This is a genomic window from Bradyrhizobium cajani (assembly GCF_009759665.1).
Classification (GTDB): domain Bacteria; phylum Pseudomonadota; class Alphaproteobacteria; order Rhizobiales; family Xanthobacteraceae; genus Bradyrhizobium; species Bradyrhizobium cajani.
This window is the reverse complement of record NZ_WQNE01000003.1, coordinates 404,653-427,020: the sequence shown is the minus strand read 5'-3', so window position 1 is coordinate 427,020 and position 22,368 is coordinate 404,653. Positions and strand designations below refer to the sequence as shown.

20 protein-coding genes and 1 other RNA gene are annotated in these 22,368 nt (G+C 65.3%); 13 read left to right on the top strand and 8 right to left on the bottom strand.

Translation table 11 applies throughout. From position 1 onward, the window contains the following. Positions 1–7: 7 nt before the first annotated feature. The gene (locus GPL20_RS06935; protein ID WP_157328836.1) at positions 8–853 is read right to left on the bottom strand and encodes a transporter substrate-binding domain-containing protein; all 846 of its coding nucleotides are present in this window, start codon (positions 851–853) and stop codon (positions 8–10) included. A gap of 183 nt (positions 854–1,036) precedes the next feature. Here GPL20_RS06935 and ffs point away from each other — a divergent pair. The 6 genes from ffs to GPL20_RS06905 all read left to right on the top strand — a co-directional run bounded on the left by ffs (position 1,037) and on the right by GPL20_RS06905 (position 4,960). Next, positions 1,037–1,133: signal recognition particle sRNA small type (gene ffs, locus GPL20_RS06930), an RNA gene on the top strand. 94 nt (positions 1,134–1,227) lie between these two features. Then, entirely contained in the window at positions 1,228–3,063 is a 1,836-nt protein-coding gene (locus tag GPL20_RS06925; protein ID WP_157328835.1) for a DNA polymerase III subunit gamma/tau, read from the top strand. A gap of 23 nt (positions 3,064–3,086) precedes the next feature. Next, positions 3,087–3,407 carry a YbaB/EbfC family nucleoid-associated protein gene (locus tag GPL20_RS06920; RefSeq protein WP_157328834.1) on the top strand — a complete coding sequence of 107 codons (321 nt, stop codon included), beginning with the start codon at positions 3,087–3,089 and terminating at the stop codon, positions 3,405–3,407. Position 3,408: 1 nt separating this feature from the next. Further along, positions 3,409–4,011, top strand: coding sequence for a recombination mediator RecR (recR, locus tag GPL20_RS06915; protein WP_157328833.1), 603 nt, complete (start codon positions 3,409–3,411; stop codon positions 4,009–4,011). A 30-nt stretch (positions 4,012–4,041) separates the two neighbouring features. Then, positions 4,042–4,476, top strand: a complete 435-nt coding sequence (locus tag GPL20_RS06910; RefSeq protein ID WP_157328832.1) for a hypothetical protein — start codon at positions 4,042–4,044, stop codon at positions 4,474–4,476. A 106-nt stretch (positions 4,477–4,582) separates the two neighbouring features. After that, the gene (locus tag GPL20_RS06905) at positions 4,583–4,960 is read left to right on the top strand and encodes a molecular chaperone DnaJ (RefSeq protein WP_167532922.1); all 378 of its coding nucleotides are present in this window, start codon (positions 4,583–4,585) and stop codon (positions 4,958–4,960) included. A gap of 29 nt (positions 4,961–4,989) precedes the next feature. Here GPL20_RS06905 and GPL20_RS06900 read toward each other — a convergent pair whose 3' ends face one another. The 3 genes from GPL20_RS06900 to GPL20_RS06890 form a co-directional block, all read right to left on the bottom strand. Continuing rightward, entirely contained in the window at positions 4,990–6,348 is a 1,359-nt protein-coding gene (locus GPL20_RS06900) for an AmpG family muropeptide MFS transporter (RefSeq protein WP_157328830.1), read from the bottom strand. 183 nt (positions 6,349–6,531) lie between these two features. Then, a complete protein-coding gene (locus tag GPL20_RS06895; protein WP_157328829.1) occupies positions 6,532–6,834 on the bottom strand; it encodes a GIY-YIG nuclease family protein in 303 nt (100 codons plus the stop codon). Between the two features lie 133 nt (positions 6,835–6,967). After that, entirely contained in the window at positions 6,968–8,170 is a 1,203-nt protein-coding gene (locus tag GPL20_RS06890; protein WP_157328828.1) for a DNA recombination protein RmuC, read from the bottom strand. 170 nt (positions 8,171–8,340) lie between these two features. Here GPL20_RS06890 and def point away from each other — a divergent pair, with 170 nt between their 5' ends. From def to truA, 3 genes are all read left to right on the top strand, one after another. Continuing rightward, complete coding sequence (def, locus tag GPL20_RS06885; RefSeq protein ID WP_157328827.1) at positions 8,341–8,868, top strand: peptide deformylase; 528 nt, start codon at positions 8,341–8,343, stop codon at positions 8,866–8,868. Positions 8,869–8,880: 12 nt separating this feature from the next. Beyond that, complete coding sequence (gene fmt / locus GPL20_RS06880; protein ID WP_157328826.1) at positions 8,881–9,816, top strand: methionyl-tRNA formyltransferase; 936 nt, start codon at positions 8,881–8,883, stop codon at positions 9,814–9,816. 120 nt (positions 9,817–9,936) lie between these two features. After that, positions 9,937–10,674 carry a tRNA pseudouridine(38-40) synthase TruA gene (gene truA, locus GPL20_RS06875; RefSeq protein WP_167532929.1) on the top strand — a complete coding sequence of 246 codons (738 nt, stop codon included), beginning with the start codon at positions 9,937–9,939 and terminating at the stop codon, positions 10,672–10,674. A gap of 152 nt (positions 10,675–10,826) precedes the next feature. On the opposite strand, the gene dapE is transcribed toward truA, so the two are convergent. From dapE to GPL20_RS06860, 3 genes are all read right to left on the bottom strand, one after another. Continuing rightward, on the bottom strand, positions 10,827–11,993 hold the full coding sequence (gene dapE, locus GPL20_RS06870) for a succinyl-diaminopimelate desuccinylase (protein WP_157328824.1): 1,167 nt from the start codon (positions 11,991–11,993) through the stop codon (positions 10,827–10,829). Beyond that, a complete protein-coding gene (locus GPL20_RS06865) occupies positions 11,990–12,634 on the bottom strand; it encodes a DUF805 domain-containing protein (protein WP_157328823.1) in 645 nt (214 codons plus the stop codon). The genes dapE and GPL20_RS06865 overlap by 4 nt, the downstream gene beginning before the upstream one ends. A gap of 89 nt (positions 12,635–12,723) precedes the next feature. Continuing rightward, entirely contained in the window at positions 12,724–15,564 is a 2,841-nt protein-coding gene (locus GPL20_RS06860; RefSeq protein ID WP_157328822.1) for an ATP-binding protein, read from the bottom strand. Between the two features lie 198 nt (positions 15,565–15,762). Between GPL20_RS06860 and GPL20_RS06855 the strand changes: the two genes are divergently transcribed. The 4 genes from GPL20_RS06855 (at position 15,763) to GPL20_RS06840 (ending at position 18,726) form a co-directional block, all read left to right on the top strand. Continuing rightward, positions 15,763–16,182 carry an organic hydroperoxide resistance protein gene (locus GPL20_RS06855; protein WP_157328821.1) on the top strand — a complete coding sequence of 140 codons (420 nt, stop codon included), beginning with the start codon at positions 15,763–15,765 and terminating at the stop codon, positions 16,180–16,182. Positions 16,183–16,218: 36 nt separating this feature from the next. Continuing rightward, the gene (locus GPL20_RS06850) at positions 16,219–17,247 is read left to right on the top strand and encodes an alpha/beta fold hydrolase (protein ID WP_157328820.1); all 1,029 of its coding nucleotides are present in this window, start codon (positions 16,219–16,221) and stop codon (positions 17,245–17,247) included. A 118-nt stretch (positions 17,248–17,365) separates the two neighbouring features. After that, positions 17,366–17,884, top strand: coding sequence for a cytochrome P460 family protein (locus GPL20_RS06845; protein WP_167532921.1), 519 nt, complete (start codon positions 17,366–17,368; stop codon positions 17,882–17,884). 17 nt (positions 17,885–17,901) lie between these two features. Next, positions 17,902–18,726, top strand: a complete 825-nt coding sequence (locus tag GPL20_RS06840; protein ID WP_157328818.1) for an SDR family NAD(P)-dependent oxidoreductase — start codon at positions 17,902–17,904, stop codon at positions 18,724–18,726. An 11-nt stretch (positions 18,727–18,737) separates the two neighbouring features. On the opposite strand, the gene GPL20_RS06835 is transcribed toward GPL20_RS06840, so the two are convergent. Then, positions 18,738–22,247: a PAS domain-containing hybrid sensor histidine kinase/response regulator gene (locus GPL20_RS06835; protein WP_157328817.1), complete on the bottom strand. Its 3,510-nt coding sequence runs from the start codon at positions 22,245–22,247 to the stop codon at positions 18,738–18,740. Positions 22,248–22,368: the final 121 nt, after the last annotated feature.

The following is a 22,368-nucleotide window of genomic DNA, read 5'->3' as shown; positions in this document are numbered from 1 at the left end:
TCAGTGGTTACAACGAAACGCCCGGCGGAATGTCTGCTTCGGTCACGCCCACCAGCTCCATGTTGGTGATGATCGCGTTGCGGATGAAGCCGAGGCCCTTGTTGAAGTCGATCCAGGTGTTGACGTAGTCGCGCCAGGTCTTGTCGTTCTCGCGGCGGAAGCCGGCATTCGACGTGGTGGCGAAGATCGGCGTCGGCAGTACGAGCTGGCCGAGCGAGGGGTTCTTCTTCAGAACGGTCAGCGACAGCATGGTGATCAGGCATTGCGCATCGACGCGGCCGGTCTGCAGCGCGGCGGTGGCATCGTCTGCGGTCTTCAGCCGCGTGATCTGCGCCTTCGGCGTCAGGCGGCTGACGACCTGGTCGTGGGAGGAGCCCTGGTCGACGGCGATCTTGATGTCGGGCGAGTTCAGCTCGGCCCAGCTCTTCGGCTTGAAGTCCTTCTTGCAGAGGATGGCGAAGGCGTTGTTGAAGACCGGCACCGAGAAGTCCACCACCAGCGCGCGCTTCGGCGTGGGGTTGAGGCCGAAGAAGATGTCGATCTTGTTGGCCTGCAGATCGAGCACCGAATTGCCCCAGGTGGTCTCGGTGATCTCGAGCTCGGCCTCCATGTCGTCGGCGAGCCCCTTGGCGATGTCGATGTAAAAGCCCTTCCACTGGCCGGAGGCGAGGTCCTTCATGTAGTAGGGCGCGCCGCCGCCGACCGCGCCGATCCGCATCTTCTTGGTCCGGCGGATGCGGGCGAAGGTCGATTCGTTCGAGTCGGCCGTCTGGGCCACGGCCGGAGCGGCCAGTGCGGCCGCGGTCACCGCGCCAAGTCCGACAATCGATGCAACATCACGACGTGTAACCATTGGGATCAATCGCTTTTCTGGTTGGGTGGAGTTCCGGCAGCGTTCTTAGCAAGGTGGTCCCATCAGCGAAAGCACAGCCTATCGGCTGGGCAGGCCGGGAATTGCCCGGATGCTGGGCAAACCCAACCTGCTCAAGCCGATACCCGCTTGCTTTCCGCTCCCTTTGGCCCCAAATAGGGACCGGGAGATTGGCGGTGGACGAGCCACTCGCCAACCGGGTCAGGTCCGGAAGGAAGCAGCCCTAACGAGGTCCGGATCGGGTCGCTCGTCAGTCTCCTACCTGTTTTTCGAGCGAATTGCGCCGGCGGGATGTCCCGCCAGCGCGCTCCTTTCCGCAAAAGCCGGCCGAGAGAGATTTCATTGCGGATCGACCGATGACCGACGCTGGCGCCCCTCCCAATCCCGACAGCGCCAGCCAGGCTGGCACGCCCTACCGGGTGCTGGCGCGCAAATACCGCCCCTCCAATTTCGATGATCTGATCGGCCAGGAGGCCGTGGTCCGCACCGTCTCCAATGCGTTCGAGACCGGGCGGATTCCGCAGGCCTGGATCCTCACCGGCGTTCGCGGTGTCGGCAAGACCACCACTGCGCGCATTCTTGCCCGAGCGCTCAACTACGAGATGCCGGATGGCTCGGTGAAGGGCCCGACCATCCACATGCCGACCCTGGGCGTGCACTGCCAGGCGATCATGGAAAGCCGGCACATGGACGTGCTGGAGATGGACGCGGCATCGCATACCGGCGTCGACGACGTCCGCCAGATCAACGACAGCGTGCGCTACGCGCCGGCTAGCGCCCGCTACAAGGTTTACATCATCGACGAAGTCCACATGCTGTCGACGGCGGCGTTCAACGCCTTCCTGAAGACGCTGGAGGAACCGCCGGAGCACGCCAAATTCGTGTTCGCGACCACCGAGATCCGCAAGGTTCCGGTCACCGTGCTGTCGCGCTGCCAGCGTTTTGACCTGCGCCGCGTCGAGGCCGATGTGCTGATGAAGCACCTTGCCAACATTGCCGCCAAGGAAAGCGTCGAGATCGAGGCGGAGGCGCTCGGCATCATCGCGCGTGCCGCGGAAGGCTCGGTGCGCGATTCGCTGTCGCTGCTCGACCAGGCCATCGCGCATGCAGCGGGGCAGGTGAAGGCCGATGCTGTCAGGCAGATGCTGGGGCTCGCCGACCGCACCCGCGTCATCGACCTTTTCGATTCGCTGGTGCGTGGCGACATCGCGGCCGCGTTCAAAGAGTTCCGCGACCAGTACGACGTCGGTGCCGATCCGATCGTCGTGCTCTCGGACCTCGCCGAGTTCGTCAATTTCGTCACCCGCGTGAAGATCGTGCCGGCGACCGCCGACAACGTCGCCTATGGCGAGACCGAGCGGGTTCGCGCACGAGACTTCGCGTCCAAGATTTCCATGCGCGTGCTGTCGCGGATGTGGCAGATGCTGCTCAAGGGCATCACCGAGGTGCAGGCCGCGACGCGCCCGGCAGCCGCCGCCGAGATGGTGCTCGTGCGCATCGCCTATGTCGCGGACCTGCCGACGCCCGACGAAGCCATCAGGATGCTGGAGCAGAATGGCGGCGGCTCGCCGGTCGTGAGCGGCGGAAGTGCGGCGCGCAGCGCGCCGTCCGCGCCGGTTGCCTCCGCCGCGCCTGTTGCTGCCGCCGCGCCCGTGCGCGCGCCGACATCGTCACCGTCTTCGTTCGGCGGCGGTGTGGCCCGGCCGCAGATGGCGGCACCCGCGCCGGATCCGCAAGGGGCCGCCCCCCAGCTCCGCATCACCAGCTTCACCCAGCTCGTTGCGCTGGCGGGGCAGAAGCGCGACCTCATGACCAAGGGCGCGCTCGAAGGCGACATGCGCCTCGTCCGTTTCGAGGAGGGCCGCCTCGAGGTCGCGCTCGAGCCCAACGCCTCCAAGACCATGATCAGCGAGCTTGCACGCAAGTTCGAGCTCTGGACGGGCCGCCGCTGGACCGTGATCGTCTCCAACGAGCAGGGCCAGCCGACGCTGCGCTCGGTGAACCAGGCGGCGAAGCAGGAACACGCGCGTACCGCCGAGGCCGATCCGCGCGTTCAGGAGGTGCTGTCGCGTTTCCCCGGTGCGAAGGTCGTCGAGGTCCGAAGGCTTGCCCCCGAGGCGCCGGAATCCAATATTAACGCCGACTATGGCAGTGACGATCCGCCCGACGGTTCCGACGGCGACGATCTCTGAGCCTCTTTCAAGGACAAGCACCGATGGCTGATTTTCTCGGCATGATGAAGCAGGCGGCGCAGCTGCAATCCAAGATGCAGGCGATGCAGGACGAACTCGGCAGTGTCGAGGTCGAAGGCATCTCCGGCGGTGGCCTGGTCGCGGTCCGCATGACCGCGAAGATGGACGTCAAGGGCGTCAAGATCGATCCCTCGCTGATGAAGGTGGAAGAGCGCGAGGTGCTCGAGGATTTGCTCGTCACCGCCTTTGCCGACGCGCGCCGCAAGGCCGAGGCGGCGATGCAGGAGAAGATGCAGGCCCTGACCGGCGGGCTCGGCCTGCCGCCGGGGCTGTTCGGCCAATAAGATGGGTGCGGTTGCAGGTCCCGAAATCGAGCGGCTGGTTCAGCTCCTCGCGCGGCTGCCGGGCCTCGGTCCGCGCTCCGCGCGGCGCGCGGCGCTGCATCTGATCAAGAAGCGCGAAGCGCTGATGATGCCGCTGTCGGGCGCCTTGCAGGTCGCTCTCGACAAGGTTCAGGTCTGCAAGACCTGCGGCAACATCGACACGCAGAATCCCTGCACCGTCTGTACCGATCCGAAGCGCGATCCATCCATTATCGTCGTCGTCGCCGACGTCGCCGATCTCTGGGCGCTGGAACGGGCAAATGCCACCCAGGGGCGCTATCATGTGCTGGGCGCGACATTGTCGCCGCTCGACGGTGTCGGCCCGCAGGACCTCACTATCGACGCGCTGGTCGCGCGCGCGCATGATGCACAGGTGCACGAGATCATCTTGGCGCTGAATGCGACGGTCGACGGCCAGACCACGGCGCATTACATCACCGACCTGCTCCAGGACGCCAATGTCAAGGTGACGCGCCTCGCCCACGGCGTGCCTGTTGGCGGCGAGCTTGATTATCTCGACGAAGGTACGCTATCGGCTGCGATGCGGCAGCGCACCTTGTTCTAGCAATCCCGAAGACGCTACGGAACGGACGACATGACGAAACGATTCGCCACACGGCTGGCTTTGGTCGCTACGATGACGATGCTGATGAGCCCGGCCATCTCCGCGCAGCAGGGCGATGAGGCGCCGCCGCCCTCGAAGCCCGGCAAGCCGATCAACACCGGTGACGTGCTCTCCGGCGAATTGAATGCGATGAAAGTGCGTGACGTCAAGAACGGCAAGCGCGTCGCCACCTACCAAATCACGTCCGAGCCGCGCCGCCTGCCGCCGCCGAACGGGCTTTGCAACCTCGAGACCGGCCCCGAGACGTTCCAGCTCGTCACCTCCAGCGACGCGCAGGCCACGCAGCTGAAATCGTTCGTCGGCAAGGAAATCTCGATCAAGGTCGACGAGGTCGCCTGCGCCAGCGATCCCGGCCAGATGAGCGAGGCCGTGATCACGAAGTGGAGTCTGATCAAGAAGCAGTAGGAAAGACGCGCCGGACGCCCTGCCGGAGGCGACGGTCACTGCCTTGATCTCCGGTTGTGCGTCGTGCATAGTGCAAGCGATCGAATTTTCGGAAGGTTGCTCAGCCGTGCGCGGAATATGCCTTGCCGTCCTGCTGGCCTTGGCCAGCGCAACTCCTTCACCGGTCTCAGCCGCACCGGACGCAACCTCCTATCCGACGGCGGCCGTTGCGCTCGAGTCGCTGCGCGCCAAGCCGGGGGTGAAGACGTCCATCCGGTCGGGATGGACCGTGATCGAGGATGAGGCCATGCTGAGCCTGTGGTCGTTTCCGCCGGCCGGCCATCCGGCCTATCCGGCAGCCATCCAACGCCGCGCCGTGCAGGAAGGAAATGACGTCGTCATCCGGATGAACGTACTGTGCGAAGCATCCAAGGCCGCTTGCGATGCGCTCGTTGCCGATTTCGAGATGCTCAACGGCCGAGTCCGGAAGGAGATGCAGCGCTAGATTCTGATTCAATCGGAACCGATAATGCTCTAGACGCGCACTGGCCCCAGCGTCTCGAAATGCCCGCGCTTCTGCAACCAGGCCAGCAGCATCAGGCTCGGGATCGCCACCAGCACGCAGATCACGAAGAACAGCGCCCAGCCGGTCGTCTCCGCGACGAAGCCGGCACCTGACGAAAGATATGTCCGCCCCACCGCTGCGAGCGCAGTGAGCAGCGCATATTGCGTCGCCGTGTGCAGCGGATTCTGGCACAGCGCAGAGAGATAGGCGACGAAGATCACGGTGCCGATGGCGCTGGTGAAGTTCTCGGCGCAGATTGCGAGCGCCAGCGCCCATTGATTGGTGCCGACCACTGCGAGCCAGGAGAAGGACAGGTTGGCCAGCGCCTGCACCACGCCGCCGATCCAGAGCGATGTCGCCAGCGAGTAACGCCGCGCGAAAAAGCCGCCGGCAAAGCCGCCGATCAGCGTTGCGGCGAGGCCGACGCCCTTCACGATCGCCGCATAGTCGTTGCGGGTGAAGCCGAGGTCGATCACGAACGGTGCCGTCATCGTGCCGGAGAATGCATCGGTGAACTTGAACAGCACGACGAAGGCGAGCGCTGCGAGCGCGTCCTTCCGCGACAGGAATTCCGAGAAGGCGCCGATCGCCGCGTGCAGCACGCGCGTGAACGCGGTCTCCGCTTGCGTCGCAGCTTCAGCCCGCACCGATTGCTCGGGCTCGGTCGCGGCCAGCGCCGTGATCGTCCCGATCAGCACCATCGCCGCCATCACCACATAGCCCCACATCCAGGCCGATTGTCGCGTAATGCCGGTGCCCTCGAAGCCGGAGACGATGAACAGCGCGCCCGCGGTCGAGACCAGCATGCCGATGCGATAGGCCGCAACGTAAGCCGCCATGCCGGCGGCCTGCTCGCTCTCGGGCAGGCTCTCGACGCGGAAGGCGTCGACCACGATGTCCTGCGTGGAGGACGTCGTTGCCACCAGCAGCGCGCCGAGCGCGACGTAGAACGGCGAGCGCGCGGGGTCGGTCAGCGCCAGCAGCAGAATCGAGACGATCAGCAGCAACTGCGAGAACACCAGCCAGCCGCGTCGCCGTCCGAAGGTGCGGGTGAACAGTGGCACATGCAGCGCGTCCACCAATGGCGCCCACAGGAATTTCAGCGTGTAGGGCGTGCCGACCAGCGCAAACAGGCCGATGGTCTTGAGATCGACCCCGGCCTCCCGCATCCACACCAGCAGCGTCGAACCCGACAGCGCCAGCGGCAGTCCCGACGAGAAGCCGAGGAACAGCACAATCAGCACCCGCGGCTGCAGGTACACGGCAAGGCTGTCGCGCCATGAGGTCGCGGGGGCGTCGGCGGGGGAGGTCGCGTCGGGTGCGGTCATGGGGAGGTGTTAGCAGATTCTGGGGGAAAAGACTCTGGTGGCGCCAGTGAGGCGGAAGGCCGTTAACACCCCCTTCGGTGTCATCGTCCGCGCAGGCGGACGATCCAGTAATCACCGGCATCTTGGTTCAATCACGGCCGCCGCGGCGTACGGGATGCCCCGCCTTCGCGGGGAATGACCACCTCATGGTGGCCCGGCGATCTCATGATAAAGATCATCCCAATTCGGGTTGTGCTGTTCGATCAAGCGGATCTTCCAGGTTCTGTTCCACTTCTTGAGCCGTTTCTCCCGTTTGATTGCGTTCTCGGGGTCATCGAACTGCTCGAAATAGACCAGCCGCGAGACTTTATATTTTTCCGTGAAGCTCTCGATCAATTTGGACTTGTGCTGCGCCACCCTGCGAATGAGATCGTTCGTGACGCCGATATAGAGCGTGCCGCCAATCTGACTGGCGAGAATGTAGACGTAGTAGCAGCGTCCGCTCATCTGCCGCCCCTCATTCCACCGTCATCGCCCGCGGAGGCAGACGATCCAGTATCACCGGCATCCCGGTTCAATCACGGCCGCCGCGGTGTACTGGATGCCCCGCCTTCGCGGGGCATGACAGTTCACTACAACTCTACTCCCCGGCCTGAAGCTTCCTCGGGAACAGCTCCGGCGCGCCAGTTGCCACCAGCCGCGGGCCCTCGGCCGGCGCATCTGTCTTGCTGAAATCGAGTTCCTCGATTCGCCCCGCACGCTTTTCGATCTTGTCGGCGGAGATCAGCACCTGGCGGACGTCCTCGTTCACGTCGGAAAAATGCTTTTGCAGCTTCAGCACGCGCTCGCGCAGGCGGCCGAGGTCGTCGCCGAGCTTGATCACCTCGGTGCGGATCTGGTCGGCGGCGTCGCGCATGCGCGCATCCTTCATGATCTGCTGCATCACCTGGATAGCGAGCATCAGCAGCGAGGGCGACACCAGCACGACGCGAGCGCGATAGGCCTTCTGGATCACGTCGTCGAAACCGTCATGGATCTCGGCGTAGACCGATTCCGACGGCACGAACATCAGTGCCATCTCCTGGGTCTCGCCGGTGACGAGATATTTTTCGGCGATGTCGCTGACATGCTTCATCACGTCGCCGCGCAGCCGCTGCGATGCGACCCGCCGCGCCTCGTCGCTGCGGGCGTCGTGCAGCGCGGTCATCGCTTCCAGCGGAAACTTTGCGTCGATGCAGAGCGGCCGCTGGTCGGGCAGGAAGACGACGCAGTCGGGCCGCTTGCCGGTCGAGAGCGTGAACTGGAATTCGTAAGAACCCTTCGGCAGGCCGTCCTGGACGATTGCCTCCATCCGCGCCTGGCCGAAGGCGCCGCGCGACTGCTTGTTGGCGAGCACGTCGCGCAGGGTCGTCACCTGCGTGGTGAGGTCTGTGAGGTTCTTGTGCGCGTTGTCGATGATGCCGAGCCGCTCGTGCAGTGCGCGCAGGCTCTCCATGGTGTTGCGGGTCGAGTGTTCCATGGACTGGCCGACGCGATGGGTCACCGAATCAAGCCGCTCGTTGACCGCTCGCGCCATCTCGGCCTGGCGGCCGGCCAGCGCCTGGGTCATGGCGTCGACCCGGCCCGAAGCCTCGCTCTGGGCGTGCAGCACCTGGCTGAGACGCTCCTCGAGCTCGTCGGCCCGGATTGCGTGCGCCATGGCGAGTTCCGCACCGCGCCGGCCCGATCGCGCGATCACCACCGCAATCACCACCAGCAGGATGAGGACAAGGGCCCCGAAGCCGATCAGCGCGTCGATGACGCGCACCGGCCAGTCGCCAGCCATGAAAATGATCTCGTTCATGTCGGCCCTTCTAGCCGATTCGCGTCATTTGGCGAACGAATAGGGAACGCATATGGTTAACAAACCCCTGATTTTTATGGTTAATGAAGTCCTTAGATTTATGGTTAGCGGACCGTTAACGGGTTCCTGGCCGCATTGACCGCATCCGGCGCGGGGCTTAAATCGCCGCCATGGCCCTCAGAGAAATCATCATCCTGCCCGACAAGCAGCTGCGTCTGGTCTCCAAGCCGATCGAGAAGGTCACGCCGGAGATCCGCAAGCTTGCCGACGACATGTTCGAGACCATGTACGACGCGCCCGGCATCGGGCTCGCGGCGATCCAGGTCGCGCAGCCCCTGCGCCTGATCACCATGGATCTCGCCAAACGCGACGAGAACGGCGAGACCAAGCCGCTTCCGCGTGTCTTCATCAATCCGGAGATCATCGCTTCCTCGGAGGAGCTGTCGGTCTACGAGGAAGGCTGCCTGTCGATTCCCGAATATTATGAAGAGGTCGAGCGGCCTGCGAAGGTGCGCGTGCGCTTCACCGATCTCGACGGCAAGGTGCACGAGGAGGACGCCGAAGGCCTCTACGCCACCTGCATCCAGCACGAGATCGATCATCTTAACGGCGTCTTGTTCGTCGACTATCTGTCGAAGCTCAAGCGCGACCGCGTGATGAAGAAGTTCGAGAAAGCCGCCAAGCGCGCGGGGGAGTAAGGTTCTCCGTAAATGCCCCTTCGCCTGATCTTCATGGGCACGCCCGATTTCTCCGTGCCGACGCTGCTCGAACTGGTCGCGCATGGCCACGAGATCGCCGCCGTCTATACCCGGGCGCCGAAGCCGGGCGGTCGGCGTGGGCTGCAATTGCAGCCGACCCCGGTCGAGGAGGCCGCGCGAAAACTCGGCGTTCCCGTGCTGACGCCGAAGACGCTGAGAACACCGGAGGCACTGGAAGAGTTTCGCGCCTTCGACGCCGATGCGGCCGTCGTCGTCGCCTACGGCATGATCCTGCCGCAGGCGATCCTCGATGCGCCGAAGCTCGGCTGCTACAATCTGCACGCTTCGCTCTTGCCGCGGTGGCGCGGCGCGGCGCCGATCAATCGCGCGATCATGGCCGGTGATGCCGAGAGCGGCGTCATGGTGATGAAGATGGATGTCGGCCTCGACACCGGCGACGTCGCCATGGCCGAGCGCATCGCGATCACGGACACCATGACCGCGCTCGACCTGCACGATCGCCTCTCGCGCCTCGGCGCCGATCTGATGGTGCGCGCGATGGCCGCGCTCGCCCGCGGCGGGCTCCAGCTCAGGAAGCAGAGCGAGGATGGCGTCTCCTATGCCGCCAAGATCGACAAGGCCGAAGCGCGCATCGACTGGACCAGACCCGCGCGCGAGGTGCTGCGCCACATCCACGGCCTGTCGCCGTTTCCCGGCGCCTGGGCGGAACTTGCCGGGGTGAGCGAGAACGCTCGCGTGAAGATCCTGCGCTGTGAGCTGACGAAAGGCTCTGGCGCGCCGGGCGAGGTGCTCGACGACCTCCTCACCATCGCCTGCGGCGACGGCGCGATCCGCATCCTCGAGCTTCAGCGCGAAGGCAAGGCCCGGATGCAGGCCGCGGATTTCCTGCGCGGCGTGCCGCTGAAGGCGGGTGCGAAATTTACCTAACGCTGTCATACCCCGCGAAGGCGGAGTATCCAGTACGCCGAGACTTCTCGGTTGAACGGAAAGGCCGCGGCGTACTGGATCGCCCGCTCAAGGCGGGCGATGACAGCGAAACTGGACAAGATGCCCCGCTACAAGCTCACCATCGAATATGACGGCGCGCCGTTCTACGGCTGGCAGGTGCAGGAGACGCTACCGTCGGTGCAGGGCGCGTTGGAAGCGGCTGTGAAGGCGATGACCGGCGCGGATGCGCGGGTGCATGGCGCCGGCCGCACCGATGCCGGCGTGCATGCGCGTGGCCAGGTCGCGCATGTCGACATCGCCAAGGAGTTTCGTGCCGACCGTTTTCGCGACGGCCTCAATGCGCATCTGCGCCCGCATCCGGTCGCGGTGCTCGAAGCCGAGATCGTCCCTGATACTTTCGAGGCCCGCTTCTCGGCGGTCAAGCGCCACTACCGCTACCGCATCGTCAACACCCGCGCCAATCTCGCGCTCGACGTCGGCCACGCCTGGCGGGTGCCGCGGCGGCTCGACTCCGACGCGATGCGTGCGGCCGCGCAGCGCCTCATCGGCAAGCACGATTTCACCACTTTTCGCGACACCGAGTGCCAGGCCAAGTCGCCGGAGAAGACCCTGGACCAGCTCGATGTGCTCCGCGATGGCCGCGAGGTGACGGTTATCACCTCGGCGCGCTCCTTCCTGCACAGCCAGGTGCGCTCGATGGTGGGATCGCTGGTCTGGGTCGGCGAAGGCCGCTGGTCCGCGGACGATCTCTCCGCAGCGCTCGAAGCCCGCAACCGCGCGGCGTGCGGCATCGTCGCGCCGCCTGAGGGGCTGTACCTGGTGAAGGTGGATTATTGATGCCTGATGCCACCAATGGCGTCATGGCCAGGCTTGTCCCGGCCATCCACGTCCTTTCTTACCAGACGTGCCGAAGAACGTGGATGCCCGGGACAAGCCCGGGCATGACGGCGGAGTAAGCGGCGACGACGGAGGAAGGCGATAGCCGCGCCCTACCCAAAATACCTTGCCAAAATTCCCCGATAGACCTTCGTCAATTTCTCCAGATCGACCACCGGCACGCGCTCGTCGACCTGGTGCATGGTCTGGCCGACCAGGCCGAACTCGATCACTGGACAGTAGCTCGAGATGAAGCGTGCGTCCGAGGTGCCGCCTGAGGTCGACAGCTCGGGCTTGCGGCCGGTCACCTCCTCGATCGCGGACACCGCGAGGTCAGTGAACGGGCCGGGCTTGGTCACGAACACGTTGGAGTTTGAGGGATCCCAGACGATGCGAGCGCGGATGCGATTGCCGCACGCCTTTGCCAGGCGCGTTTCGACCAGCTCGCGCAGGCTGGCCTGGGTGTGATTGTCGTTGTAGCGGATGTTGAACTTTGCGCGCGCCTCGCCGGGGATGACGTTGCTGGCCTTGTTGCCGACGTCGACCGAGGTGAATTCGAGATTGGAGGCCTGGAACTGCGCGCTGCCATGGTCCAGCGGCTCGTCGGAGATCGCTACGATCAGCCGCGAAATGTCCGGCACCGGGTTGGAGGCGCGATGCGGGTAGGCGACATGGCCCTGAACGCCATCGACATACAGCGTACCGGATTGCGAGCCGCGGCGGCCGACCTTGATGGTGTCGCCGAGCGCCTCGACATTGGAGGGTTCGCCCAGCACGCAATGGTCGAACTTTTCCCCGCGCTCGGCCGCCCATTTGAGCAGCTTGATCGTGCCGTTGATGGAGACGTCCTCCTCGTCGCCGGTGATCAGGAACGAGATCGAGCCCGTGCCGTCCGTGCGCGGCTTGCCGTCATTGGCGGCGAGATGCTCCAGCACCGCGGCAACCGAGCAGGCGATGCCGCCCTTCATGTCGACTGCCCCGCGCCCGTGCAGGAAACCGTCCTTCACCTCGCCGGAGAATGCGCCGACGCTCCAGGCGCTCTCGTCCCCGGGCGGCACCACGTCGGTGTGCCCGGCAAAGGTGATGTGCGGCCCTTCGCTGCCGATCCGTGCATAGAGATTGTCGACATCGGCGGTGCCGCTTTCCGAAAACGTCACGCGGTGGCAGGTGAAGCCGGCAGCGTCGAGGGCTTTTTCAAGCACCCCCAACGCACCGGCATCGGCCGGGGTCACCGAGGGGCAGCGGATGAGATCGCGGGCAATGGAAAGGGCATCGGTCATGAGCCCCGCTTAACATGCATTCCGCCGGGTGGGCTAGCACTGGGCGGGACAAATTCGATCTCGCGCAGCTGGTCCCAGCCTTTCGCGAGGGGCGAGGCGGCCTTGCCCTCGACCTTGGCCAGTGGATCGGGACCGAACCGGTTGTGGCCTGACGTGCCGGGCACGCAGAACATTTCGACCAAGCCCCACAGCCACAGGATGGAAGCAGAGAGATCGAATGGAAGCGTCCAATGGGAGTCGGGCAGCAGGTCCGAGAACTGGCTGTAGAGGCCGGGAATGAAGAAGAACGCAACGATCCACCAGCCGCTCTTGTTGCGGTCGTGCAGCCGCTTGATTGTCGTCGCCAGGAAAATCCATGAGAACAGCGCCAGGCCGGACCCCTTCAGGATCAGATCCGAGCGATCAAGGGACGGCGGCGAGCGATAGGCCCGGGGATCGACCAGCTTGAAGAGATCGTCGAGGCCGAAGTTGAAATCGAGCTTGATGGACAGCTTCAACGCCCCCTCGGCGCTGAGGAGGTGAACCACCTGACCGATCACCCCAAGCAGGGCCGCCAGCACCGCGACGATCAGCAGCGCCTGCCACAGCAGGGCGCGGTTGATGCGGCCGTCGAAGCGGAAGAGATACCAGGTCCAGTCCATGGGACAGCGCTCCGGGCGGCAAAACCGCCCGGATATTGGTCGTGCCGGAAGGAAGGCGGGTTCGATCCGCTATCAGTCGATTGCGCGGCTTAGAGTGCCTGCAGCAACTCGTTGGCTGCCCTGATATCCGCAGTCTCGGAGCCCTCGACGACGCCTTCGAGAGCCGATTGAAGCAACAATTTTGCGTCCCTGCGGCGCCGCTGCTTGCCAAGAAGCTGCGCAAGATCGATCGCGGTTCGCAGTTCCCAGGCTCTCGCGCCCTTGCGACGGCCAAGCTCCAGCGATTGCATCAGGTGGCCTTCGGCTTCCCCGGGATCCGGCTCCGGGAGAACCAGCAGGACCCCGGCTTTCAAGCGCAGCAGTTCCGGCATGTACAGATGATCGCCGCTCTCATCGACGAGGTGGATCGCCTCATCGATGAGGCCGGCGCTCTGCTCGACCTCTCCGAGCGCCAGCAGGCCCTGAACAAGCGCGATGTTGAAGGTCGTGGTGAGCAGCTCGTAGCCTGCGTCGTGAAGCTCGCGCAGACAGGCTCTGATCGTCTCGACGCCGGCAGCGGCGTCGCCGCGCCGGATTGCCAGCTCGCCTTTGACGCCTCGGCCGACGGCGAGATAAGGGCCCATTGAGCGCGACTCGGCATGGGCGATGAAGCGGTCGATGTTCTCTTCCGCGCCGTCGAGGTCTCCGCTCCAGAGATCGATCGAGACCGCCCAGATCAGCGCGATGCAGAGCGTGATCGGGTGATCCATCTGCGCAGCATCCGCGACCGTCTGCCGTGCCAGCTGCAACGCTTCCGCGGACCGGCCTTGCAACCAAAACTCTCGCGCGAGCGAGATGCCGGCCCGATTGCGGTGGTCGAAGCCATAGACCGTGCTGATCCGTTCCGTGCCCGGACCCTGCCATGCGGCCTCCAGCATGTTCAGCGCATCGCGATGTTCGCCGGCAAGATGCAGCGAGACACCCAGGAGCGAATGGGCGAGGGCGATGGAGGCGGCATCGCCCAGCCTCTCGGCGACGGTAAGGCTCTGCCGGGCATAGCCGAGGGCAGCGTCGAACTCTCCCATCCGCTCGTGGAAGATATGCATGCGGCCCAGCAGCTGGAGCTGGTTGATTTCGTCCCCGCGCGCCTCGGCGATTGCAAGACTTCTGCTCAGTGCGCCGCGTGCCGCTTCGCTGCCGCCGCGGGTGAACATCAAGGTCAGTCCGAGTGCGGCCTGGATGTGCATTTCCTCGGCGCTGCCGCGCGACGGGGGATCGATCGCGAGCAGCGCCCGTTCCGACCAGCGCCGGCATTCGATCAGCAATGACATCGCAAGGAAGATCGGTGCCGCCGCAGCGGCGAGCGCAATGCCGATGCTGAAATTGCCGCCGGTGCCGAAGCACCAGTCCAGCGCAGCGCGCACGTTGTGAAGCGCGGAGAAATGGATCGCCCGTTCGTCGGCGCTCGGCACCGTTGCCCATGTCGAGCCGGCCTGCTCCAGCCAGCGCCGGTAATAGCTGGCGTGGCGGGCGGCGAGTGACGCTTCGTTCGGCTCGATCTCGAGCAGATAGGCGCGCGTCGTATCGAGCAGTCGGTAGCGCATCATGGCGCCGATCGGTCGCGGCGCGACCATCGACTTGGCGACGAGGCTGTCGATGGCGTCGAACAGGCGGGAGCGGTCGACGCGCTCGTCCGGGACGACCTCGAGCGCGGCGTCGATGGGGAAGTGACCGGCGAAGACCGCAAGCCTGCGCAGCACGAGGCGCTCGGTATCGGACAAGAGCCCGTAGCTCCAGTCCAGCGTCGCCTGCAATGTTTTCTGCCGTGGCGGTGCGGTACGCTGACCCTGCCAGAGCAGGTTGAGGCGCTCGTCGAGTAGCGCCGCCGTCTGCTCCAGGCCGTAGGCTTCGACCCGGCCGGCAGCCAGCTCGATCGCGAGCGCCATGCCGTCGAGCTTGCGGCAGATGCCCGCGACGATCGCGGCATTGGCGTCGTCGAGAGCGATCTGCGCGCCGCTGGCCGTCGCCCGTTCGAGGAAGAGCTGAAGCGCGGGATAGGTCTGCGCGGCGGTCGCCGTCAGTCCAGCGCTGTCAGGCGGAACGGCAAGCGGCGCCAGTCGATAGACTTGCTCGCCCTCGACGCGCAGGGCCTCGCGACTAGTGGCCAGGATATGAACATGCGGCGCGGCGTGGAAGATCTCCGCAGCCAGCGGAGCGGCCGCCGCCACGACGTGCTCGCAATTGTCGAGGATCAGCAGCATCCGCTTGTCCCGGAGATGCGCGAGCAACGCGGGCATCGGATCGTCGGTCTGTGCCGGCAGGCCGAGCATCAGCAGGATCGAAGTGATCACGAGATCGGGATCGCTGAGCGCGGCAAGGTCCACGAAATGTGCGGCGTCGGAGAATGTTTCGAGCAGGTCGTGGGCGATCGCCACCGCGACCGCGGTCTTGCCGACACCGCCCGGGCCGACGATCGTGACGAAGCGCGAGGTGATGAGCTTGTCCGAGACGGCGGCGACCGCATCGTCGCGTCCCACCATCCGCTGCAGCCGGTTCGGCAGTTTCACAGGCGGCAGGTCCACCCGCGATGCGGAGCGTCGCTCTGTCGAGGCGTCCGCCTTCGTGATCGGCGCCACGAAGCAATAACCGCGCCCGGACAGCGTGGTGATGTAGCGTGCGCCGTCCTTGCCGTCGCCGAGTGCCTTGCGAAGAGCTGCGATATGAAAGCGCAAACTGGCTTCCTCGACGGTCAGGCCGGGCCACACCAGTGCCATCAGATCCCACTTGCTGACGACCTCGTTCGGCCGCGACATCAGCGCGATCAGCATGTCGAAGGCCTTCGCGCCAAGCGGCAGCGCGCCGCCGTCGCGCGTCACCAGCCTCTCGTGCGGCGTCACGACGAATGGTCCGAACGATAGGGGGCCTGCTGCAGACGCGGCCGGTTCAGTCATGGAGAAATCCTGATCCTCTTCAAAGGACCCGATAGCAGATGGCTGCGATCCGGCAAGGCGCCTCGCTGCATCGGCATCAGACCGCGGATGCAGGCCTTGTGAGGCGCGCGGGCTGGGACCTCACAACTTCTCACAAGTCCAAACGGGTGTCCTGCGGCAGCCGCTGCTAGTCAGTTGCGCGACGGCAAGGAGACCTTCATGACGCATGCGGCAAAATTACTCTACACGGCACGGACCCACACCAGCGGCGGTCGACACGACGGCATATCGCGCAGTTCCGACGGCCGCCTTGACGTCAAGTTGTCGCCGCCGGGTGGTGCAGGCATCGGCACCAATCCCGAGCAATTGTTCGCGGCCGGATGGTCGGCGTGTTTCGAAGGCGCGATGGAGATCGCGGCGCGCAAGCGGAAGATCGAGCTTCCCAGGAAATGCGCGATCGATGCCGAGATCGACCTCGTGCTCGACGAGGGTGCCTACTCGCTGCGGGCGCGCCTCAATGTCAGCCTGCCGGGCCTCGATCGCGAGATCGCACGCGGCATCGTCGATGAGGCGCACCAGACTTGCCCTTATTCCAAGGCCGTCCGCGGCAATATCGACGTCACGGTCGCGCTGATCTGACGCGCCACCCCCAACCCTCAACAAGGTAGTAACACCATGAAGCAGATCATCGACCAGCACCGTCGTCAGTTCTTCGGAGTCGCCGCGGGAACCGTTGCCATTGGTCTCGGCGTGATCGATCTCGCCCGCGCCGAGACGGAAGCGCCGCGCTCCTCGGCATCGAATGCGTCCTTCGGCGCGATCAAGCAGATCGAGGCCGGCGTCCTCAACGTCGGCTATGCCGAGGCCGGTCCCTCGAACGGTCCCGTTGCGATCCTGCTGCACGGCTGGCCCTACGACATCCACGCCTTCGTCGATGTCGCGCCGATCCTGGCAAAGGCCGGCTATCGCGTGATCATCCCTTACCTGCGCGGCTACGGCACGACGCATTTTCTCTCCAGTGAGACGCCGCGCAACGGCGAGCCTGTTGCGATGGCCGCCGACATCATCGCGCTGATGGACAAGCTGGACATCAAGAAGGCGGTCGTCGCCGGTTTCGACTGGGGTGCGCGCACGGCCGACATCATCGCCGCGCTATGGCCGGATCGCTGCCGGGCACTGGTGTCGGTCAGCGGCTATCTGATCTCCAGCCAGGCTGCGGGCAACGCACCGCTGCCGCCGTCGGCCGAGCTGCAATGGTGGTATCAATTCTATTTCGCGACCGAGCGCGGCCGCGCCGGGTACGAGAAGTACACGCATGATTTCGCCAAGCTGATCTGGAAGCTCGCCTCGCCGCAGTGGAAGTTCGACGATGCCACCTTTAATCGAAGCGCAGCGGCGCTCGACAACAAGGATCATGTCGCGATCACGATCCACAACTACCGCTGGCGGCTCGGGCTCGCGCAGGGCGAAGCGAAATACGAGCATCTCGAAAAGAAGCTTGCGGCGGCCCCGGTGATCGACGTGCCGACGATCACGATGGAAGGCGACGCCAACGGCGCGCCGCATCCCGACCCGACCGCCTATGCCAAGAAGTTCGCCGGCCGGTATGACTTCCGCCTCATCACCGGCGGCATCGGCCACAATTTGCCGCAGGAAGCACCGCAAGCCTTTGCCAAGGCCGTCATCGACGCTGATGGCGCCTGAAGATTTGTCGTGGCCTCGGTCCGGCCCGGGTTGGACCGAGGACCGCCCGTTGATCCCAGCTTAGTGAAACGTCATGACGCCAACCGAACCTGCAAAAAATAAATCTCGCTACGCCACGATGGCCGTACTCGCCGTGGTCCTGCTCGTCGTACTCCTGACATGCGTCCGATATCTGGTGACGATAGCCTTTGCGGAGGGGCCTGCGGAACGAAGTGCGGCGGACGCTTCGCCGATCTTCGGCGTCACGATTCCGCCAGGCTACAAGCAATGGGAGTTGGTTGCGCCGGCCGAAGAGGCGGCGCCGCTCGACGAGCTTCGCACCGTTGTCGGCAACCAGACCGCGATCGACGCCTATCAGGCCGGAAAGCTTCCGTTCCCGGACGGCACCATTCTGGTCAAGCGCGCGTGGAAGCGGAAACAGTCACCCGAATTTGCGTCCGCGACGATTCCCGGCGCCGCCACCACGGTGCAGGTGATGGTCAAGGATTCCAAGAAATATGCTTCAACGGGCGGCTGGGGCTTTGGCCGCTTCGTCAATGGCAAGCCGGTCGACGAAGCCCAGCACCGCACCTGCTGGGGCTGTCACGAAGCCCGCGCCAAGAGCCGTGACTACGTCTTCACCCGGCTCGCGCCTTGAGCCGCCCGGAGACGAATATGCCGAAGACGTGGTTCATCAGCGGCAGTTCGCGCGGACTTGGCCGCGCGATCACCGAAGCTGCGCTTGTGGCGGGCGACCAGGTCGTGGCCTCGGCTCGCGACACGAAGCCGCTCGAGCCGCTCAGAGAACGCTTCGGTGACAGGCTGCGCCTCGCAAAGCTCGACGTCACCGATGAAGCCGACGCGCGATCGGCCGTCGACCTTACAGCGGAGGCATTCGGCGGCATGGATGTCGTCGTGAACAATGCCGGCTATGGCAATCTCGGATCGGTCGAGGACACGAGCCTGGACTCATTCCGACGACAGATCGAGGCCAATCTGATCGGCACCATCATCGTGACCAAGGTAGCGATCCCCGTGCTGCGTCGGCAGGGCCGCGGACATATCGTGCAAGTCTCATCCGTTGGCGGACGGATCGGTGCTCCGGCGCGCGCGGCGTATTCGGCCGCGAAATGGGGGATCGAAGGCTTTTCGGAATCGCTGGCGCGCGAGATGGCGTTGATCGGCGTCAACGTGACAATCGTCGAACCCGGCGGCTTCCGCACCGGCTTTGCGCAAGCCGCCCATGTGACCGGCGAGGGGCGAGCGGAGTACGACGCGGTCGTTGGGGCGGCCGTCAGGATGCAACGCGACTACGATGGCCGCCAGCCGGGCGACCCCGCGAAGGCTGCCGCGGTTGTGCTGAAGCTCGCCGATATGGATCGTCCGCCGCTACGGATTGCGCTCGGCAGCGACGCCGTGGACGCCATTGCGGCGACGGACCGGCTGCGCCTCGAAGAATTGGAGAAGTGGCGCGCGCTTAGCGTATCAACCGACTACTGACCGGCCGCGTGTCACTCCGCCGCCACCATCTGCTGCGTGCGCCACTGGCCGAGCAGGGCGCGGAGCGAAGCTGGCTTCACCGGTTTGTTCAGCACCGCGACGTTCTCCTCGCGCGCGGCCAGCTGCACGGCGGGACTGCGGTCGGCGGTGATCAGGATAGCGGGAATGGCGTCGCCGAAGCGGCGGCGGATGTCGCGGATGGCGGCGATGCCGTTGCCGCGGTCGAGGTGATAGTCGACCAAAAGACCGGTGACGCGCCGTCCGGCAGCTTCGATCGCGGCGATCGCGCCTTCGGGATCGGCGACCGCGATCACCTCGGCGTCCCAGGCCTTCAGCAGCGTGCGCATGCCGTCTAGGATCGCCGCGTCGTTCTCGATGCAGACGATCAGGGCGCCTGAAATCGGAGTGCGCGCCAGCGGCGTCGCGCTGGTCACCGCGGCCGTGTGGGTGATCGCCTTGGCCGTCGGCACCGTCACCGAGAAGACCGAGCCGCCGCTCGTATTGCCGTCGATCGCGATGCCGTGCTTGAGCACACGCGCCAGCCGCTCGACGATCGACAACCCCAGCCCCAGGCCGCGCGCGATCCGCGCGCCCTGTTCGAGGCGGTGGAATTCCTTGAAGATCTCGCCGCGCTTGACCGGTGGGATGCCGACGCCAGTGTCGTAGACGCAGATCTTGAGCGAGGGGCCCTGGCGGCGGCAACCGACCAGCACACGGCCGCGCGGGGTATATTTGATCGCGTTGGAGATCAGGTTTTGGAGCAGCCGGCGCAGAAGCAGGCGATCCGATTCGACCGGTAGCGAGCAGGGCACGAAGGCGAGCTCTAGGCCCTTGGCCCGCGCGATCGGAGCGAATTCGATCTCCAGCGAGCGCATCAGATCGGCCATCTTGAAGCTCGAGATCGAGGTCGTCATCGCGCCGGCATCCAGCCTGGAGATGTCGAGCAGCGCGCCGAGGATCTCCTCGATCGCCTGGAGCGACTCGTCGATGTTCTCGACCAGCCGCGTCTCCTCGCCGCTGTGCTGGCGCTCGACCAGGCTCGTGACATAGAGCCGCGCCGCGTTCAGCGGTTGGAGGATGTCGTGGCTGGCTGCGGCCAGGAAGCGTGTCTTGGAGATGCTGGCGTCCTCTGCCGTGCTCTTGGCCAGCGCCAGTTCCGAGTTCAGCCGCGTCAATTCCTCGGTGCGGTCGCGCACGCGCTTTTCCAGCGTCGCGTTGGCGCGCTCCAGCGCTTCCGCAGCCTCGAAGGTGGGCGTGACGTCGGTGAAAGTGATGACGAAACCTCCGCCGGGCATGCGGTTGGTGAGCACCTCGATCACCATGTGGCGTTCCGGCAGACGCTCGAGATAGGGCTCGCTGTCGGTGGTGTAGGCCGCAAGCCGCTGCTCGATAATTGCCTCGCGGTCAGCTTGATCGGCCGGATCGCTCACCCCCATGAACTCGAGGATCTCGCGCAGGGGCGTGCCGAACTGGATGAAATGCGGGGGAACGTTGAGGAGGTCGCCGAATTGCCGGTTGGAGCAGATCAGTTGCAAATCGGCATCGAACACCGCGATACCCTGGCGCACATGGTTGAGCGCGGTCTGAAGGATCTCGCGGTTGAAGTGCAGCGCCGCGTGGGAATCGTCGAGCAGTTTCAGCGCGGCCTTCGCCGAGACCGTCCGCTTGCGCAGCAGCAGCGACATCACGAGCCGCGAGGACGCTGCGCCGATCGAGGAGGCGATCAGGTGCTCGGCGTGCTGCAGCAGCTCGAAATCCGCGGGCGCCCCCGGCTCGAGCCGCACATTGCGCCGCGCCGAGAACGCCTCGAACGAGTGCCGGGCGCGGTCGGGCCCGAGATATTGCGCCACCGTGGTCTGGATGTCCTGCACGGTGACGGTGGTGCGCCAGCGGCGGAAGCTCGGGGAGATCGGCGCGAGCGTGTTGGGGACGAACAGATCGGCCTGCACCAGCTCGATGGAAGACGGCCGGCGCGCCAGTGACAGCAACACATAGGTGAGAATGTTGAGCGACAGCGACCAGACGACGCCATGCATCAGCGGCGGCAGGTCGGCGCCGAACAGCGCCTGCGGCCGCAGCGCCTCGATTCCGAACGGTCCGTGCTGGAGCAGCAGGATGCCCGTCGTCGAAGAGTCCATGAAGCTCGGGATGAACAGCGTGTAGAGCCACACTGCGAAGCCGACCAGCATGCCGCCGATCGCGCCGCGCGCGGTCGCGCGCCGCCACAACAATCCGCCGAAAAAGCTCGGCGCGAGCTGGGCGATGGCGGCAAAGGAGAGCAGGCCGATCGCTGCGAGCTGGGTATTGCCGAGCGCACGATAATAGAAATAGGCCATCACCATGATGGCGAAGATCGCGAGTCGCCGCGAGCGCAGCAGGAAGTCGCTGAAATCGGCGCCGCCGGTGCGGCCCTCCGGCCGTCGTTGCAGCACCAGCGGCACCACGAGGTCGTTCGAGACCATGATTGAGAGCGCGACGCATTCGACGATCACCATCGCGGTCGCCGCCGACAGGCCGCCGACGAAGACGGCGACGCTGAGCAGGTCCGCACCGCCCTCGATCGGCAGTGCCAGCACGTACATGTCGGGATCGGCGGCGCCGAACGGGAAGCTGATGAGGCCGGCGAGCGCGATCGGGATCACGAACAAGTTGATCGCGACGAGATAGAGCGGGAACAGCCAGCGTGCGCGGCCGACCTCGGCGTCCGAGGAGTTTTCGACCACGCTGACGTGGAATTGGCGCGGCAGCAGCATGATCGCGCACAGCGACAGCAGCGTCATGGTGAGGAAGTTGCCGATCGACGGCGAGTAGTTGATGGTGCGCACCGCCTCCGGCGTCTTCATGGCGCGCTCGATCAATTCGTGCGGCGAGAACATCCAGAAGGTGACGAAGATGCCGGCGGCGAGGAAGGCGACCAGCTTGACGATCGACTCGGTCGCAATCGCCAGCATCAGGCCGTGCTGGTGCTCGGTGGCGTCGGTCTGCCGCGTGCCGAACAGCACGGCGAAGGCCGCCATCGCCAGCGTCACCATCAGCGCCATGTCGCCGAGGATCGGGATGTGGGAGAACGCCTGGTCTTCGCTCAGGATCGTTCCGAGCGAGGAGGCGACCGCCTTGAGCTGGAGCGCGATATAGGGCACCGAGCCGATGATGGCGATGAGCGCCACCGTCGCCGCCACCGCCTGGCTCTTGCCGTAGCGCGCGCCGATGAAGTCGGCGATCGAGGTGATGTTGTGGGCCTTGGCGAGCTGGATCACGCGGCGCAAGACGCCGGCGCCGAGCCCGATCATCAGGATCGGGCCGACATAGATCGCGAGGAAGTCGGTCGAGGTGCGGGTGGCAAAGCCGACCGAGCCGAAGAAGGTCCAGGAGGTGCAGTAAATTGCCAGCGACAGCGGATAGATCAACCCGGACGCGCGGCCGGCCTTGGCCTGCGAGCGGCGGTCGCCATGGCTCGCCACCAGGAACAGAAAGCCGATGTAGCCGAAGGCGGCGGCGATCACGCCCCAGTCGTGCAGCATGGCGAGCGTGCTTCTCCCTAGGCGCGCACCGGCGCCCGCTCTCATTTTCCCTGCAAATCTAGCGCGTTGCGCAGGAGCAAGCGACAGCGAAATGCTGCGCGGAGGCGGGAACTGGGGTTGT

Bases quoted from the DNA above. Each gene is read 5' to 3' on its own strand.
- GPL20_RS06935 (WP_157328836.1), bottom strand. From the start codon at position 853: ATGGTTACACGTCGTGATGTTGCATCGATTGTCGGACTTGGCGCGGTG.
- GPL20_RS06925 (WP_157328835.1), top strand. From the start codon at position 1,228: ATGACCGACGCTGGCGCCCCTCCCAATCCCGACAGCGCCAGCCAGGCT.
- GPL20_RS06920 (WP_157328834.1), top strand. From the start codon at position 3,087: ATGGCTGATTTTCTCGGCATGATGAAGCAGGCGGCGCAGCTGCAATCC.
- recR (WP_157328833.1), top strand. From the start codon at position 3,409: ATGGGTGCGGTTGCAGGTCCCGAAATCGAGCGGCTGGTTCAGCTCCTC.
- GPL20_RS06910 (WP_157328832.1), top strand. From the start codon at position 4,042: ATGACGAAACGATTCGCCACACGGCTGGCTTTGGTCGCTACGATGACG.
- GPL20_RS06900 (WP_157328830.1), bottom strand. From the start codon at position 6,348: ATGACCGCACCCGACGCGACCTCCCCCGCCGACGCCCCCGCGACCTCA.
- GPL20_RS06895 (WP_157328829.1), bottom strand. From the start codon at position 6,834: ATGAGCGGACGCTGCTACTACGTCTACATTCTCGCCAGTCAGATTGGC.
- GPL20_RS06890 (WP_157328828.1), bottom strand. From the start codon at position 8,170: ATGAACGAGATCATTTTCATGGCTGGCGACTGGCCGGTGCGCGTCATC.
- def (WP_157328827.1), top strand. From the start codon at position 8,341: ATGGCCCTCAGAGAAATCATCATCCTGCCCGACAAGCAGCTGCGTCTG.
- fmt (WP_157328826.1), top strand. From the start codon at position 8,881: ATGCCCCTTCGCCTGATCTTCATGGGCACGCCCGATTTCTCCGTGCCG.
- truA (WP_167532929.1), top strand. From the start codon at position 9,937: ATGCCCCGCTACAAGCTCACCATCGAATATGACGGCGCGCCGTTCTAC.
- dapE (WP_157328824.1), bottom strand. From the start codon at position 11,993: ATGACCGATGCCCTTTCCATTGCCCGCGATCTCATCCGCTGCCCCTCG.
- GPL20_RS06865 (WP_157328823.1), bottom strand. From the start codon at position 12,634: ATGGACTGGACCTGGTATCTCTTCCGCTTCGACGGCCGCATCAACCGC.
- GPL20_RS06860 (WP_157328822.1), bottom strand. From the start codon at position 15,564: ATGACTGAACCGGCCGCGTCTGCAGCAGGCCCCCTATCGTTCGGACCA.
- GPL20_RS06855 (WP_157328821.1), top strand. From the start codon at position 15,763: ATGACGCATGCGGCAAAATTACTCTACACGGCACGGACCCACACCAGC.
- GPL20_RS06850 (WP_157328820.1), top strand. From the start codon at position 16,219: ATGAAGCAGATCATCGACCAGCACCGTCGTCAGTTCTTCGGAGTCGCC.
- GPL20_RS06845 (WP_167532921.1), top strand. From the start codon at position 17,366: ATGGCCGTACTCGCCGTGGTCCTGCTCGTCGTACTCCTGACATGCGTC.
- GPL20_RS06840 (WP_157328818.1), top strand. From the start codon at position 17,902: ATGCCGAAGACGTGGTTCATCAGCGGCAGTTCGCGCGGACTTGGCCGC.
- GPL20_RS06835 (WP_157328817.1), bottom strand. From the start codon at position 22,247: ATGCTGCACGACTGGGGCGTGATCGCCGCCGCCTTCGGCTACATCGGC.